The following is a 14443-nucleotide window of genomic DNA, read 5'->3' as shown; positions in this document are numbered from 1 at the left end:
TTAGCAGGGAGCCAAATGTCAAAGCAGGCGCTTAAAAGCCGCCCACAAACAGTTTCACGGCCTCCGTAAAGGCCTGAGGTTGATCTGAGTGGACCCAATGTCCAGCTCCAGGTATTACGACGCCCTTAATCATAGGGTTGCTAGCCAGCATTTTGTCGTAGTTTTCCTGACTGAGTTCTTTGGAGTTTCCTCCGCGAACCAACAGGGTCGGCACTTTCAGGGACTTCACTTCGTCCCAGCGGTCATCTGTGCGCCCCAGGCGGACAGAGTCCAGAATGCCTTGTTTCGAAAACCGCCAATCCACAGTTCCGTTGGCTTGTTCCACCATATTCGAATAGAAATAGTTCGCCATCACTTGGATGTTTTCCCGGGTCTTCGCTGTTTTGACAAAGTCCTCAAAGAAATAGCGCTTGGCCTCGTCTCGGGAGGCAAAAGGGCTGGGAACCAGATTCAACAAATACTCGTAATACTCATGAGCCGTGGGATTGGCCTCGGGCCCAATGTCTTCGATCACCAGGTGGGACACATACTCGGGGAATCTGGAAGCAAAGTTCAGGACGTTACGGCCACCCATCGAGTGCCCGACCAGAACAAACTTCCCCCACCCCAACTCATCCACAATCTTTTTGAGGTCGTCCGCATAGTCTTCGGGACTGTAACCCTCGGGCGGCTGGAAGGATCTTCCGTGCCCGCGCTGGTCAAAGGCCAAACACCGTTCGGTCGCCTCAATCCCCTGAATGATCCGGCGCCAGTTCTGTCCATAGCCCATCAGACCATGAACAAAGACCCATTTGCGCCCGTCTTCAGGACCATAAAAGAGATGATAGAAATTATTGAGGTAAGACATACCCTTTTATACCCCCGGGCGAGGGTGACGTCATGTTGATTTATTCAAAAGACCCTCAATTATTTCAAGGACTTAAGATCAAAGACTTGTCCTTCCGGTCTTTTGTTATTCAGGTTTGAATTTTGATGCGAAGGGATGTAGATTCAGCCTCAATGACTGCCCAGCAAAAACCCCAGCTCCACGAGGACTGGATCGACTCCTACGCATTAAGAATTGTCCGTAACCTTCAAGACGCCGGTTTTGAAACCTATCTTGTTGGTGGTTGCGTTCGTGATTTGCTTGTTGGGATTCATCCGAAAGATTTTGATATCGCCACCAGCGCTCACCCCAATCAGGTGCGCAAAAAAGTTCCCAACGCTTACGTGATCGGCCGTCGTTTCAAGCTGGTGCTTGTTAAACGTGGTGATCAGCAGTTTGAGGTGGCCACCTTCCGTCGTAACGTGACTCAGGAAGAACTGGCCGATCAGGGCGATGACTCTGTGGAAGGTGACAACTACTTCGGCACTGTTGAAGAAGACGCCGTTCGCCGCGACTTCACCTGCAATGCCGTCTTCTACGATCCGGGTCAGCACAAACTGATCGACTATTGCGGTGGCATCCAGGACATCGAAAACCGCGTGCTTCGCATGATTGGTGATCCGAAAGCCCGTTTCATCGAGGATCCGATTCGGATCCTGCGTGCGATCCGTCTTTCCCACAAATTGCATTTCTCGATTGAAGCCACGATGCGTGCGGCGATCGCCGAATGCAGTGGTGAGCTGAAAAAATCCGTCCTTCCGCGCCGTCGTGAAGAATGGCTGAAATTCCTGCGCCTGAAAGAACCCCACCTGGCTTTCATGGAACTGTTTGACCTGCACATTCTGGAACAAATCCTGCCGGGCCTGCATTCTGTGTTTGTTGACGCCCACAAGATGGAAATCTTTGAAATTCATCTGGCGCGCATCAATCTTTCAGGCATCGACAAGAATGATCCGATTGAATTGTTTGCCGGATTTATGATGGCCTTCATGAAAGCCCAGTACGGCGAAGAGCCTTGGAATCATGACGAGCTTTCCAATGATCCGAAGCTTGCCTACTTCATGCGTGAAGAAATGGGCATCTTCAAACAGGAGATCGCGATCTTCTTCAAAGCTTTGTATCTGATGCAGGGTCTGCACAAGATTGAAAACTACAGCCGCAAGGGCGAACGCCGTCAGGCGGCTTTTGTGATGAATGAATCTTTCCTGCTGGCGATGAAGCTGGCGAAGATGGATTATTCCCTGTCCCCGTCCCAGATGCACTACTGGGAACAGCAGTATGAAAAGTTCTCGCGTGGACCGGCTCCGCGTCCGAAACCCGAGGAAACCCACCACTAAGTCCGCTAAGGGTCTCAGTTCAAGACATCCACAATTGAATTGAGACCGGTCTATTGAAGCCGTCCCCTAAAAGACTGATAATAAGACAATGTCACCCAGCGTGGGTTGTCTTAAACACCCACGTAAAACGATGGAAGGTTTTAGATATGGGACGGAACGACCAAAAGAAGAACACTTTCCTGATTATCAGCGGCGACAAAACCCGCATCCATAAGTGCACTGAAGCCCTTAATCGAAATTTTGAAAACTGCTCGGTCTTTCACGGCTCGGAGTGGTTTGAAGCCAAGTACAAACTGGACAACGTTCACCCCAAAGCCGTTTTGGTGGATGAATATTTACCCAAGGGTTCCGGCTTTGACATCGTCGCGAAGATTCTCAAAGAAAAAAACAACGACGACATCGCGATCATCATCATGTCCTATGTCGCCGACCACGATATCTTCAAACACGAAGTCGCCTCGGGCCGTATTCAGTTTCTGACCGAACCGGACCGCGAAAAAGCTCTGGTGGACTGCGTTTCCAAAATCATTTCCCCGAAGGTTGATAACAACCAGGCCCAGTACGAGCTAAAACAATTGCAGCCGGGTGATGTGCTGTTCAAAGAAGGCGATATGACCGAAGTGGCTTATATCGTGAAAAAAGGCAGCCTGCGTGCGTACTCGGAGGGCCCGGACGGTGACAAAATCATGTTCGGAGAAATTCTGCCCGGTGAATTCGTTGGCGAAATGGGGCACTTCAATCACGAACCCCGTTCGGCCACCGTGGAGGCCATCACGGAAGTCGAATTGATCGCGATCCCGAATGGCTCTTTGGACAATGTTATCTTTGCGCGCCCCTCGTGGGCGAAGGCTTTGGTCAAGACCCTGTCACAGCGGCTGAAGAAAGCCAACAAGGCCCTGACCGGCTAGAACCTACTTCAGCTTTTCCCAAAGATAGGTGTACTCAAGAGCATTCCACAAGATGGCCTGTTCGATGTTCGCGCTGCCTGCGTGGCCGCCCTCCATGTTTTCATAATAGTAAACCGGATGACCCTGTTCTTTCATTCTGGCCACCATCTTGCGCGCATGGCCCGGGTGAACGCGGTCGTCCTTGGTGCTGGTCATGATAAACACCTCAGGATACTTCGCGTCTTTGCTCAGACGCTGATACGGAGAATACTTCAGAATCGCCTCACGCATTTTTGGATCGTCCGGATCACCGTATTCGGCCATCCAACTGGCGCCCGCCAGCAGCTTGTGATAGCGAAGCATGTCCAGCAAAGGCACACCCACAATCACCGCATTATACAGATCCGGACGCTGCGTGAAGGTCGCCCCCGTCAACAGACCGCCATTGGATCGACCGGAAATACCCAAGTGCTGTGGCGAGGTGAAACCGCGCTTGATCAGGTCTTCTGAAATCGCGATGTTGTCTTCGTAAACCTTATAGCGATTTTCTTTCAGCACGGACTGATGCCATGCCGGACCGAACTCGCCCCCGCCGCGCAGGTTGGAAATCACATAGACCCCACCCTGTTCCAGCCACACTTTGCCGACCGTGCCCAGATAACTTGGCTGCATCGGCGACTGGAATCCGCCATAACCGTAAAGCAGCGTCGGATTTTTTCCATCCATCTTGATGTCTGCCTTGGAAGTCACAAAGTAAGGAATCTTCGTGCCGTCTTTGCTGGTCGCTTCAAAACGCTGGGTCTTCATGCCCTTGTTGTTGAAACGATCCGGAGATTTCTTCAAAAGCTCCAGCATGTTTTTGCCGTCACTTGCATCCCCCAGATATGTCGATACCGGAGTGAAGAAATCCATGTACTGAGCCAGATACAGATCACTTTCTTCCTCGGTGGAAGTGACATAGGCCATGCCGTTCTCACCCAGTGGCACGGACTCGGTCTTGAAGGTGTCCTGATTGGTGAAGGTCACTTTCTCGATTTTGGAAAGCACATTGTCTGTCACATGCAGCATGATATGATTTTTGGTTGGATGCAGGCCTTGAATGAATCTTTTGTCGGTCGGGACAAAGATCGCCTTCAGGGACGCTTGAGCTTTTTCGCCTTCGAAGATTTTATCGAATGGCATGAACACGATGCTGCCCGTTTTAAGATTTCCCAGATCAGACTTCAGCTCAAAGAACAGTTTGTTTTTGAAAACACCCCAGAACTCGGAATCCGTCGGCATCGGCAGACGGGTTTTAACGCCCTTGTCGTCTTCGTACCAGTTTTCGCTGGAATAAAAGCCCGTACGGATAGAATGGAAGACATGTTTGTTGTCGCCGTCCAACTGCACATAGCTGTACACAGACATGTCAGTAGGTTTGCCTTCCATCACCAGCTTGGCCTCGCTGACCGGCGTGCCCCGCTTCCAGATTTTGGTGATACGCGGGTAACCTGAGTCCGTCATACTGCCCGGCCCGAAATCCGTTCCCACATAAACGGTGTTGTCGTCCTTCCATTGAACATTGCTTTTTGCCTCAGGCAATACAAAGCCGTCCGTCACAAACTGGCGGGTCTTCATATTGAATTCACGCACCACCGTGGCGTCCTTTCCCCCACGGGACAAATAGACCAAAGCTTTTTCGTGAGCCGGTGGCAAGGTCATCGCCCCCTTCCACACCCAGTTTTCATTTTCTTTTTTGGCCAAAGCATCAATATCCAGGATCACGTCCCAGTGCGGGTGTGAGGTCCTATAGTTTTGCAGGGTGGTTTTTCTCCACAAGCCGCGCACGTGTTTTCCGTCCTGCCAGAAATTATAAAGCTCCCCGTTCTTCAGGTGCACAGCAGGCACGCGGTCTTCCGCCAGCATGATCTTTCTTAAGTCATGCTCGATGGTTTTAAAGCGTGGATTCTGTTGAAAGTGCCCCAGCGTGCGTTTGTTTTCGGCCTTGGCAAATTCCAGGGCCTTTTCGCCTTCCACTTCTTCCAGCCACAAATAGGGATCGTGCATGAGAGACTCCTTCTTGAATTGATTCGTCGTCGTACAGGCCACCAGCAACAGAGGACCCAGGATCAAACTTTTGCGGAAATTCATTGATGTCTCCTGACGGATTTCAGGAACTTATTCTAACCGGACGGCGGAATGAAGCAAGAAAGACAATAAAAAAGCCCGAAGTTTCCTTCGGGCTTGGGTAAAACATTTTTTAAACTTTGCTGGACTAAGCGGCGTTACGAGTCTGCAGTTGTTTCAGCAGATCCCCTGCGATGCGATCCAGCGGCAAAACTTTGTCTGCGGCCCCCAGCGCCACCGCCGCGGCTGGCATACCGTAAACCACACAGGTTTCTTCATTCTGAGCCACAGTGTAAGCTCCGGCATTTTTCATTTCCAAAAGACCTTCAGCGCCGTCCTTACCCATACCGGTCAGAACAACACCCATGGCATTCTTACCCACGTATTTAGCCACCGACTTCATCAGATAATCCGCCGCAGGGCGAACACTGTGCAGGGCCGGGCCCTGATGCAGCTTCACGTAATAGAAGGCACCACTGCGCGTGATTTCCATATGATAGTTGCCCGGAGCAATCAGAACGCGCCCTGGCACCACCTGGTCACCTTCCTGCGCTTCTTTCACCTCAAACGGGAACATCTTATCCAAATTTTCAGCAAACGACTTCGTGAAGCCCGGTGGCATGTGCTGCACAACCAAAGTTCCCGGAATATCCGCCGGCATGCCGCTCAGGAAGACCTTCAAAGCCTCGGTACCACCCGTGGAAGAAGCCACCGCCAGCAACTGGTGCGTGGTTCTTGCCAAAGAGGTGCTGGCCACCTTCTGCACTGGCGCCCCCGGATTCGGAATCACCGCTTTGATCGGATTGATGCGGGCTTTCGCCACCGCTTTTACTTTTTCAATGATGGCCGCCGACAATGTCTCCAAAGACTGGGACACGTCGATGGACGGCTTTTCCATGATTTCAATCGCGCCAGCTTCCAGAGCACGCAGATACGTTTCAGAGCCGGTTTTCGCCAAGCTTGAGAAAATGATCGTGCGGGTCGGGAAATGCTGCATGACTTTTTCCAGGAAGCTGATGCCGTCCATACGAGGCATCTCCACATCCAGAGTCATCACGTCGGGTTTTAGCGCCACCAGCTTGTCGCGGGCGATGTAAGGGTCCGATGCCGTTCCCACCACCTCGATATCCGCGCAGGAGGAAAAGATCTTTTCCAGCAGCTTACGAATCACCGCAGAGTCATCAACAATCAGGACACGAATCTTTTGTGCCATTGGGGCCTTCTTTAATTAAAGTTTTTGATATACTGCGCGAGACATCGGCTTCAAACCCGGATGTTTCACGTTGCCTGATTCGGAGTGCCCCAGAACCAGATAGCCACCCGACGCCAAACAGGACACCAGATTGTCGATCACACGTTTTGTTGTCGGCTCATCAAAATAAATCAGTACGTTACGGCAGAAGATCACATGGAACTTGTGCTGGAACTCGTACTTGGGATTCATCAAATTAAACGGCGCGAAGCGGATCATGTTATGAATCTGATCCTTGGCTCTCCAGTATTCATCGCCGTCAGCTTTGATTTTCTCAAAGTACTTCGAACGCTGCACTGGTGGCAGTCCCTGCATCTCGCGCTCTTCATATGTGCCCGTAGAGGCTTTTTTCAAAACCTGCAGGTCAATATCGGTCGCAAGCAAACGCGGCTTCGCGGAAGGCATTTCAGGTTGAGCTTCACACGCTGTCATCGCGATCGTGTAAGGCTCCTGGCCCGTGCTTGCTGCCGCACACCACATGCGCAGATCCGCGCCAAACTTGCGGTGCAGTTCCGGCAAAACGGACTTCAGAAAGTCGAAGTGATTCGACTCGCGATAAAAAGACGTCATGTTCGTGGTCAGGGCCGAAATAAATTCAGACACCATTTCATTGCCACCAGCTTCAAGCTTGGACCAGTATTCTTCATAGGTCTTCAGGGAATGGCGACGCAACAGTTTTACAATTCTATTGCGAATCAAAGCATGATTCTTTGGCGTCAGTGGCAGATCCACCCCGGCCAGATCATACATGCGCTCAGCAAACTTCATGAACATTTTGTCCGTAAGTTTGATGTCTTCAAAATCGTACAGAGCGCCTGTGGCCTCAGTCTTTTTTACAGCGGTCATGCGGCCATTCCTCTTCCATTAGCAACGTTATTTACCAAAGCACCCGGCTCCAAAATCAAAACTGTACGGCCATCACCCAGGATCGCGGCACCGGCCACTTCCGGAATGTCCTGACCGGTGGTGATTGGTTTTACAACCACCTGCGCCTGCCCCAGGACATCGTCCACCGGGAAGGCCATCTGACCTGTCATGGATTCAATGATCACCAGCATGGTTTCTTCGCGACGTGCACTTAAAGAATTTTCGCGGCGCTGAGCCAGTTGCTGGTCTTTTTTGTTCAAAGTCCAATTGATAGACCCCAGGGTTTTGGAAACGTCTATCACCGGCAACAGAAGGCCACGGATGCTGGCCACTTTTCCGGCACCAGAGATGTTCGTGTAGTCCTTTGGAAGGACACGCACGATCTCGCGGATGGAATGGATCGGCAGAATATAACGAGCGCCATCCAAAGCCACGATGATACCGTCGGTGATCGCCGTGCTTAAAGGAATCGTCAGACGGAACGTGGTCCCTTGGCCTGCCTTGGAGTAAATATTGATCTTACCGTTGATTTTATCCAGATTGGATTTCACCACATCCAGACCCACACCACGACCGGACAGATCCGAAATCTTGTCAGCGGTAGAGAAACCCGGATAGAAGATGTACTGGAAAACCTGCTCATCAGGGATGGACGCCGGATCCACACCCGCGGGCACAAAGCCCTTTTCAATGGCCTTGCTCAGAACCTTGTCACGGTTGATACCACCACCGTCATCAGAGATGTCGATGATAACGTTACCGCCGGATTGTTTTGCAGATACGGTGACTTTTGCCGTCGCCGGCTTGCCGCGCTCTTGGCGAAGTTCTTTCTTTTCCACCCCGTGGTCCATCGAGTTACGAACCAGGTGAACCAAAGGATCCCCCAGAAGCTCGAACACGGTTCTTTCAACCTCGGTTTCCTCACCGATCAGTTGCAGATCCACTGGCTTATCCAAAGTCAAAGACACGTCACGCACGATACGCTGAATCTTGATGAACATGGATTTCAGCGGAGTCATACGGATGCTCAAAGTTTTTTCATACAATTCACGAACGGCCTTGTCGAGCTGATCAACAATGGCCTCCAGACGCAGGTTCACACCGCTGCGAACTGTTTCGTCATGCACGAGCTGATTTTTCAATACAACCAGCTCACCCACGGCATCCAGAACCGAATCCACACGACCGGTGTCAACTTTGATGGCGCTGGTCGCATTTTTGGCATTCTTGTTATTACCACCACCACTTCCAGATGCGGCTGCCGCCGCTGCTGGTTTGGCTGCCGCAGCCGGAACTGCTTTTGCAGCTGGTGCCGGAGCTTCAACCGGTGTTTCCACCACTTTCAGAACCGGAGCCGGCTTCGCAGGCTCTGCCGCCGCCACAGGGGCCGCTTCGGCAATAGCCGTTTTCAGAGCGGCTTCAGCCGCTTCTTTGGCATGGAATTCAGCCTGATCTTCAGGGGACATCTGTGCCAGAAGTTCTGCTAAAAGATCATGATTGATCAGATCATCTTCTGGTGTAGCCGCTTCAGCCGCAGGCGTCTGAGCAAAGAAATCATCGGGAGCTTCCACTTTGGGCTCATCCACTGAAGGAGCGGGAGCATGTGCATGCTTGGAAGCTTTTCCAGAAAGCTGCTCGGTGATGGCGATCAATTCCGCCGTCAATGCAGAAGGATCCCAAGGACCACCCTGCTGCTGCTGAAGAGCCGCAACGCGGTTCTTCAGTTCGTCTCCGGACTGCAACAACAAAGAGATCACAGTTGAGTTCACCAGCTCAGGGCGCGAACGCAAAAGATCCAAAAGGTCTTCCATCACGTGGGCAAATTTGCACAAGTCTGCCAGACCGACGGCAGCAGCACCACCTTTTACGGAATGGGCCACCCGGAATATATCTGTCAGATCTTTCGCTGGATCTTCGCTGTTTTCCAGCCTCATCATGTATTCCTCGTACTGCTCCAGCATAAATGCGGATTCGTTCAGGAAATCCATTTGTAGTTCTTCAAAGAAAGAATTGTCACCGCTCATTGTGCGCTCCATGGAGATTAGAAAATCACATTGATGTATCGGTGATCGAACATCTGAGCTATTTAGACCCTTGGTCCAGAATGAGAATCAATCCACCCTTTGGTGTAAAGAATTAATGAAACACAGGACCATTGTCCCACTATGAGCCGCCAAATATCCGAGAATATTATTTTTTCCATCCCACCGAGAAATCCTCTTAAGTCACCTTGGTTTTTTCGCGAAGAGTCTATTGTTAAGATTTTTAATCACGACTTTGAAAGGCGTAATACGATGAGCGATGTATCCATGAAAGCAAAACCCGGTCAGTATCTAACTTTCCAATTGATGGCAGAGCAGTATGGTGTGGCCATCGAAACAGTGCGCGAGATCAATCAGTTCGGCGAAATCACTCCAGTGCCTCGCACTCCTGATTATGTAAAAGGTGTGATGAACCTTCGCGGCAAGATCATTCCAGTAGTGAACTTGCGCATTAAATTCGGCATGCAGTCTCAGGACACAACCCGCGACACCTGCATCATCGTGATCGATACTGAAATCGGTCAGGTGGGCATGATCGTGGACTCTGTAAAAGAGGTTGTGGACCTTCAGGAAAACCAAATCGAACCATCTCCGGTTCTGGGCAACGAACACGCGATGTCCTTCGTGCGTGGTATGGGTAAAGTCGACAATAAAGTCGTTATCCTTGTGGATATCGTGTCTGCGTTCAATCAGGATCAAATGGGTCAGATGGCGCAGTTCTCTCACCACGAAGAAGCCAAAGCCGCTTAAGAGCTTTTTTAAGAGATTCCAATACAAACCCGCGGGCCTGAAAGCCTGCGGGTTTTCTATCAAAGACTTTTCGCCCTAAACGAGATAGCAAGACGCCATTAAACAAAGGACAAAATCATGAAATCTATCTTTTTTGTGACTGCGATGCTTTTCTCCAGCCTGTCTTTCGCCGGCCAGAGAGTTTTTGACTGCCAAGCTACCAAACTTTCCCAAAGCCCGGATGTATCTGAAGATTTCAACATCCAAAAAAATCCCACTGTACTTCTGATCGAAGACGCGAAGAACTGGTCTTTGAGTGTTGGTGATTACTCTGTTTCCACTCTGGACAAAAACGGTCCGGCATTGGCAAGAGAATCCAGCGCCGCTTCTGACACTGAAGTTCGTTATGATTTCTGGGTTGAAGCATCCTACGAATTCGAACTGGTCATCAGCGTTGTCGACCACACTGCCAAAGTATACTGGTGGGGCCTGGGCGAACAAACCGAAGTCGGCACCTTCCAATGCGAAGTTTCCATTAAGTAAAAAGGTACCTCTGCGGCACCCTCTAAAAAGGTACCTGCTTACTTCTGCATAAACGCCGCGTAAATCGGCGTTCATTAAAGGCCCTTGGGATTCCCCGGGGCTTTTTTATTTTCTTTCGCTGACGGGATTAAACTTCAGATAAAGTCCCCAGGCTTCGATCATCGAGCCGTCTTTAAACATGCAATAGTCAAACTCGGCACCCTTGTCTGATTTGGCGATGCGGTTTTCGCCCCCGGCATCCAGACAATATCTGGCAGCGGGATTTCCCGCGAGGGCTTGAGGCAGATTTGCGCGAGGGGCCTGTTTCTGAGCGGCCTTCCACGCATCACAACTTGGGGTTTTTCCCTTAAAACAATCCACTGACAATTTCAATTTCTGGTATTCCTGCACCTTCAACGGCTTATATACTTTGCCATCATAAATCTTCAGGTCTGCCCAGGCTGCCGACGCCACCAAAATCCAAACTGAAATCATCGCAAGCATTTTCATTATTTGTCCTTTGGTTTGTCTGACAGCCAGGCCAGCATTTGTTCGGGATATCCGGTATAGTTCAACAGCGTTTCAGCATCGACCCAGCCACCGTTATAAGTGTCCTGCCACTCCTGCCCCCAGCTATTATGAATCTGAACTGCATCATAGCACTTGTTGGCTTTGTCACACATGCGGCGATAACCGGAAATCACCGTCGCATGTTTGTTTCCGCCCTCAACACCTGGGGCGGGACAGTCGTCGGAGTATTTTTCATTCAGACAAATATTCGAAAGCAGTATTGGATGCCCGGCAGACAATTGCTTTTTAATCTCTGCAATAGAGTTCGCATAGTCTGCCTTCTGCCCCTTCTTGGGAAACAGACTTATCTCAGTGGAGCCCATCCCCTCAAAGTAGGCACGATTTTTCGCCCGAGCACATTCTTTCGGGGTCACAAGCCGGTCAAAGAACTTTTCATAGGTCTCTTCGCTGAAAGCCTTTAACAATCGGGCCGGATCTGTGTCGACAGCAAAATCCTTGTCCACTTCGGTCTTGGCCGTGGCAAAAAAATCAGAAAGACAGGTTTGGCAGTTTGGATCAATCTTGCGGTATTCATCGTATTTTTTGCGCAAACGTTTGAAGGCCGCCACCTGAGCCTCCGTCCCCATCTGTGCTCCGCCGATTTTCGTCAGAACTTTATCCAGAGACATGCACTGCTGAGAAGCCGCGTTGCCGACAAACGTTGCCGCCACTTCCAGAGTGAAAGCCCCCGGACCGCCCTCGCGGATACCACGGTAAGACGACTCGAAGGTATTCTCTCCGTCGGGATCATTTCCAAATCGGGCCACGTCCAAAGGGGAAAACACCTCTGAATCCGGCAGATTGTTACAGTCTTTTTTTTCGATTCGGCATTTTTCCGCAGTCATGATCGCGGCGGCAGCAAAAGAATAACAAAGCCCCAAAGTGTCCTGGGACATCACTTTGGGCATCGTGACTTTTTTCTCGGTCTTGGGTTGAACCGAGAAGCCTTCGCCAAAACGCGTGAAGGCCGGCATTGTTGCCGCCACTGCTGACTGTCCAAAAATCACAAACACAATCACGCTGGTCAGAAGTTTCATGAACCCCTCAGAAGTTTTGATATATATCCATTTTCACCGAAGGGATTGACACCTACTAGTGGCAATATCTGTTTACGGACCTTGGACCTGCAAATAAAAAACCCCACAGCCATTCGACAGTGGGGTTTCATTTTATTTCACATAGCCTAACGCAGTGTCGGCCCAAAAACTGCGGGGGGCCCTCCTGTTACCAGGCGCCGCTTTTTTGGAAGAAGGTGCCCGTGGTTTCGACGATCGCGGACGCATCCACCTTGTGTTTGCGATAAAGGTCAGCCGCCGTGTAAGCACTTTGACCGAATTCGCCGTGAACACCCAGGCTTTTCACCTTGAAGGTCACATCGGCATTCATCAGAGCATGAGTCAGAATCTGACCAAAACCACCCAGCAACTGGTGATCTTCCACCGTGATCAAGTGCCCTTGAGTTTTTTCCAAAACAGTTTTGAAGGTCGCCACGTCCACATGGTTCACACAGGCACAGTTCACAACAACCGCACCCACACCTTTGGATTCAAGATCTTTAGCCGCCTGCAAAGCTTGTGGGACCAAAGAACCTGTCGTTGCAATCGCCACAGACTTGGTTTTACCCGCTGTCGTGTCCGCCAGAACCTGCGCTTTACGCAAGTCATAGGAAGTACCAGCCACATAGGTCTTAGGGAAGTTTTCACGACCCAAGAAGAACACCGCTGAATTCGGAACTTTACCTTCCTTGCGGGCTTTGGCGAAGTTTTCAATCACCGTGTACATCAAAGCGTCGGCTTCTTCACTGCAAGACAGGGAATACACATCCACATGCGGGATGGAGGAAACCATCGCCACATAGCTGAGCGCTTGGTGGGAAGCCCCGTCCGCCGCATCCTGGAAACCGGTGTGAGAAAACACCGCAATCACCGGCGCTTCAGACAATGCACCCATCGTCAGAGGCAAAGCGCCTTTGGTCACACCAAACTGAGCAAAGGTATCAACAACCGGGATGTAACCCAGCTTGGACAAACCCGCCGCTGTTGAAACCATGTTGGATTCTGCGATACCCACGTCGAAGGAATCTTGAGGGAATTCTTTACGGAAGCCCGCAACCCCTGTGGAACCTGGCAGATCCGAAGTCACACTCAAAACCGGGAAACCGGCTTTGCGTGCACGCACCATCGCGGAAGAAATGCCGACTTGAATTTTTTCACCGGAATCTTTCACACCGCTGGCTTTGATGTCCGCTTCCCATTTGTTCAGTTCAGCAATCCAGGTATTGAAAACATCCGGCAAAGCCGCGCCACCCAGAATTTCGCCAACGAATGCAGGCAATTCAGAAGGGCTTTTCAGAGGGAAACCGTGACCGCCCGTTGCGGATTCTGCGGTTTTCTTGGTGCCGATGCCTTTCACGGTTTTTGCGTGGATTACAACCGGCGCCATCGGATTGGCTTTGGCCTGCTCGATAGCGTTAACAATCGTGTCGTAACATTTTTGCAGATCATTGCCTTCAGCAAGGTTGATCACATTCCAACCCAGGTCCTTCAAAGACGCGAAGGTCGGAGTCATCGAGAAAGATTCCGCATCGATACGACCGGAAAGTTTCGTGTTGTTATCGCTGATGATCAAAACATAAGGACCCATCTTGCCGGTTTTTGCCAGACCCGGAATTGCCGCGAAAGCTTCTTTCGCTTCACCTTCCATGCAGGCACCGTCAGAGATCGTGGTCACCGTCACACGGTTTTTGCCAGAGATCGCCTCGCCCATCGCCACACCTTGAGTCTGCGGGAACGCAGAACCCAAAGGACCGTTGGAGATAAACACCCCTTCCGGGAAGCAGTGCACTTCACCGTGACCCGTCAGACCGCTTTCGATCGAACGGAATTTTTTAAGGCTGTCCAAAGTCAGACCCGCCATTTTGTAATTGGCTTTCAAAGCATACAGACCGTTTTCGCAGTGACCTGCGTCGTTCACGATATGGAACAGGTCATACCATTGCTTGTTTTCACGAGCCGCCACATCAAACACATGACCGTGCAGTGCGGACATAAGTTCCGCCAAAGCAGCAGGACCGCCATAGTGAGAAGCCGCGCCACCAAGGACGGCGTTCATATCCATCAAAGAAACAAGGGCGCGAGTCGCGTTAGGATCGGCCACTGGAATCTGACGTCCGTCTTTGCTTTTAACAAAGCTTTTGAATTGAGGTTCTTGAGTAGGGTTGCCTGCGAGTTTTGTTTTGATCTGAATCGGTTCTGTCATAGGATATA

At 50.8% G+C, this 14443-nt stretch carries 12 protein-coding genes; 4 read left to right on the top strand and 8 right to left on the bottom strand.

What is annotated here, in order from left to right; genetic code table 11:
- Nucleotides 1-31: 31 nt before the first annotated feature.
- Nucleotides 32-847 (bottom strand): alpha/beta fold hydrolase, encoded by an 816-nt coding sequence (locus tag B9G79_RS02175; RefSeq protein ID WP_015092457.1) that lies wholly within the window; start codon nt 845-847, stop codon nt 32-34.
- A 152-nt stretch (nt 848-999) separates the two neighbouring features.
- On the opposite strand from B9G79_RS02175, the gene B9G79_RS02170 reads away from it, so the two are divergent.
- Together B9G79_RS02170 and B9G79_RS02165 are read left to right on the top strand one after the other, a co-directional pair.
- The gene (locus B9G79_RS02170) at nt 1000-2202 is read left to right on the top strand and encodes a CCA tRNA nucleotidyltransferase (RefSeq protein ID WP_232469004.1); all 1203 of its coding nucleotides are present in this window, start codon (nt 1000-1002) and stop codon (nt 2200-2202) included.
- Nucleotides 2203-2348: 146 nt separating this feature from the next.
- Nucleotides 2349-3110 carry a cyclic nucleotide-binding domain-containing protein gene (locus B9G79_RS02165; RefSeq protein ID WP_088564091.1) on the top strand — a complete coding sequence of 254 codons (762 nt, stop codon included), beginning with the start codon at nt 2349-2351 and terminating at the stop codon, nt 3108-3110.
- A 3-nt stretch (nt 3111-3113) separates the two neighbouring features.
- Here B9G79_RS02165 and B9G79_RS02160 read toward each other — a convergent pair whose 3' ends face one another.
- From B9G79_RS02160 to B9G79_RS02145, 4 genes are all read right to left on the bottom strand, one after another.
- A complete protein-coding gene (locus tag B9G79_RS02160) occupies nt 3114-5219 on the bottom strand; it encodes a prolyl oligopeptidase family serine peptidase (RefSeq protein ID WP_088564090.1) in 2106 nt (701 codons plus the stop codon).
- Between the two features lie 124 nt (nt 5220-5343).
- A complete protein-coding gene (locus tag B9G79_RS02155; protein WP_088564089.1) occupies nt 5344-6408 on the bottom strand; it encodes a protein-glutamate methylesterase/protein-glutamine glutaminase in 1065 nt (354 codons plus the stop codon).
- A gap of 15 nt (nt 6409-6423) precedes the next feature.
- Nucleotides 6424-7293: a CheR family methyltransferase gene (locus tag B9G79_RS02150; RefSeq protein ID WP_088564088.1), complete on the bottom strand. Its 870-nt coding sequence runs from the start codon at nt 7291-7293 to the stop codon at nt 6424-6426.
- Nucleotides 7290-9338, bottom strand: coding sequence for a chemotaxis protein CheA (locus tag B9G79_RS02145; RefSeq protein WP_088564087.1), 2049 nt, complete (start codon nt 9336-9338; stop codon nt 7290-7292). The genes B9G79_RS02150 and B9G79_RS02145 overlap by 4 nt, the downstream gene beginning before the upstream one ends.
- A gap of 270 nt (nt 9339-9608) precedes the next feature.
- Here B9G79_RS02145 and B9G79_RS02140 point away from each other — a divergent pair, with 270 nt between their 5' ends.
- On the top strand, nt 9609-10106 hold the full coding sequence (locus B9G79_RS02140; protein WP_088564086.1) for a chemotaxis protein CheW: 498 nt from the start codon (nt 9609-9611) through the stop codon (nt 10104-10106).
- A 117-nt stretch (nt 10107-10223) separates the two neighbouring features.
- Nucleotides 10224-10628 (top strand): hypothetical protein, encoded by a 405-nt coding sequence (locus B9G79_RS02135; protein ID WP_088564085.1) that lies wholly within the window; start codon nt 10224-10226, stop codon nt 10626-10628.
- A gap of 105 nt (nt 10629-10733) precedes the next feature.
- On the opposite strand, the gene B9G79_RS02130 is transcribed toward B9G79_RS02135, so the two are convergent.
- The 3 genes from B9G79_RS02130 to B9G79_RS02120 all read right to left on the bottom strand — a co-directional run bounded on the left by B9G79_RS02130 (nt 10734) and on the right by B9G79_RS02120 (nt 14435).
- A complete protein-coding gene (locus B9G79_RS02130) occupies nt 10734-11117 on the bottom strand; it encodes a DUF333 domain-containing protein (RefSeq protein ID WP_088564084.1) in 384 nt (127 codons plus the stop codon).
- Nucleotides 11117-12214 carry a hypothetical protein gene (locus B9G79_RS02125; RefSeq protein ID WP_088564083.1) on the bottom strand — a complete coding sequence of 366 codons (1098 nt, stop codon included), beginning with the start codon at nt 12212-12214 and terminating at the stop codon, nt 11117-11119. Before B9G79_RS02125 ends, B9G79_RS02130 begins: the two co-directional genes overlap by 1 nt.
- 187 nt (nt 12215-12401) lie before the next feature.
- Nucleotides 12402-14435, bottom strand: coding sequence for a transketolase C-terminal domain-containing protein (locus tag B9G79_RS02120; protein ID WP_088564082.1), 2034 nt, complete (start codon nt 14433-14435; stop codon nt 12402-12404).
- Nucleotides 14436-14443 lie beyond the last annotated feature (8 nt).

It is taken from the genome of Bdellovibrio bacteriovorus (assembly GCF_002208115.1).
Classification (GTDB): domain Bacteria; phylum Bdellovibrionota; class Bdellovibrionia; order Bdellovibrionales; family Bdellovibrionaceae; genus Bdellovibrio; species Bdellovibrio bacteriovorus_C.
Note: the sequence above shows the minus strand (reverse complement) of the source record. Positions and strands in the feature narration are given on the sequence as shown.

What these genes read in the sequence shown, in the direction of transcription:
- B9G79_RS02120 (WP_088564082.1), bottom strand. Translation starts at nt 14,435, where the DNA reads ATGACAGAACCGATTCAGATCAAAACAAAACTCGCAGGCAACCCTACT.
- B9G79_RS02155 (WP_088564089.1), bottom strand. Translation starts at nt 6,408, where the DNA reads ATGGCACAAAAGATTCGTGTCCTGATTGTTGATGACTCTGCGGTGATT.
- B9G79_RS02145 (WP_088564087.1), bottom strand. Translation starts at nt 9,338, where the DNA reads ATGAGCGGTGACAATTCTTTCTTTGAAGAACTACAAATGGATTTCCTG.
- B9G79_RS02150 (WP_088564088.1), bottom strand. Translation starts at nt 7,293, where the DNA reads ATGACCGCTGTAAAAAAGACTGAGGCCACAGGCGCTCTGTACGATTTT.
- B9G79_RS02160 (WP_088564090.1), bottom strand. Translation starts at nt 5,219, where the DNA reads ATGAATTTCCGCAAAAGTTTGATCCTGGGTCCTCTGTTGCTGGTGGCC.
- B9G79_RS02125 (WP_088564083.1), bottom strand. Translation starts at nt 12,214, where the DNA reads ATGAAACTTCTGACCAGCGTGATTGTGTTTGTGATTTTTGGACAGTCA.
- B9G79_RS02165 (WP_088564091.1), top strand. Translation starts at nt 2,349, where the DNA reads ATGGGACGGAACGACCAAAAGAAGAACACTTTCCTGATTATCAGCGGC.
- B9G79_RS02140 (WP_088564086.1), top strand. Translation starts at nt 9,609, where the DNA reads ATGAGCGATGTATCCATGAAAGCAAAACCCGGTCAGTATCTAACTTTC.
- B9G79_RS02175 (WP_015092457.1), bottom strand. Translation starts at nt 847, where the DNA reads ATGTCTTACCTCAATAATTTCTATCATCTCTTTTATGGTCCTGAAGAC.
- B9G79_RS02135 (WP_088564085.1), top strand. Translation starts at nt 10,224, where the DNA reads ATGAAATCTATCTTTTTTGTGACTGCGATGCTTTTCTCCAGCCTGTCT.
- B9G79_RS02170 (WP_232469004.1), top strand. Translation starts at nt 1,000, where the DNA reads ATGACTGCCCAGCAAAAACCCCAGCTCCACGAGGACTGGATCGACTCC.
- B9G79_RS02130 (WP_088564084.1), bottom strand. Translation starts at nt 11,117, where the DNA reads ATGAAAATGCTTGCGATGATTTCAGTTTGGATTTTGGTGGCGTCGGCA.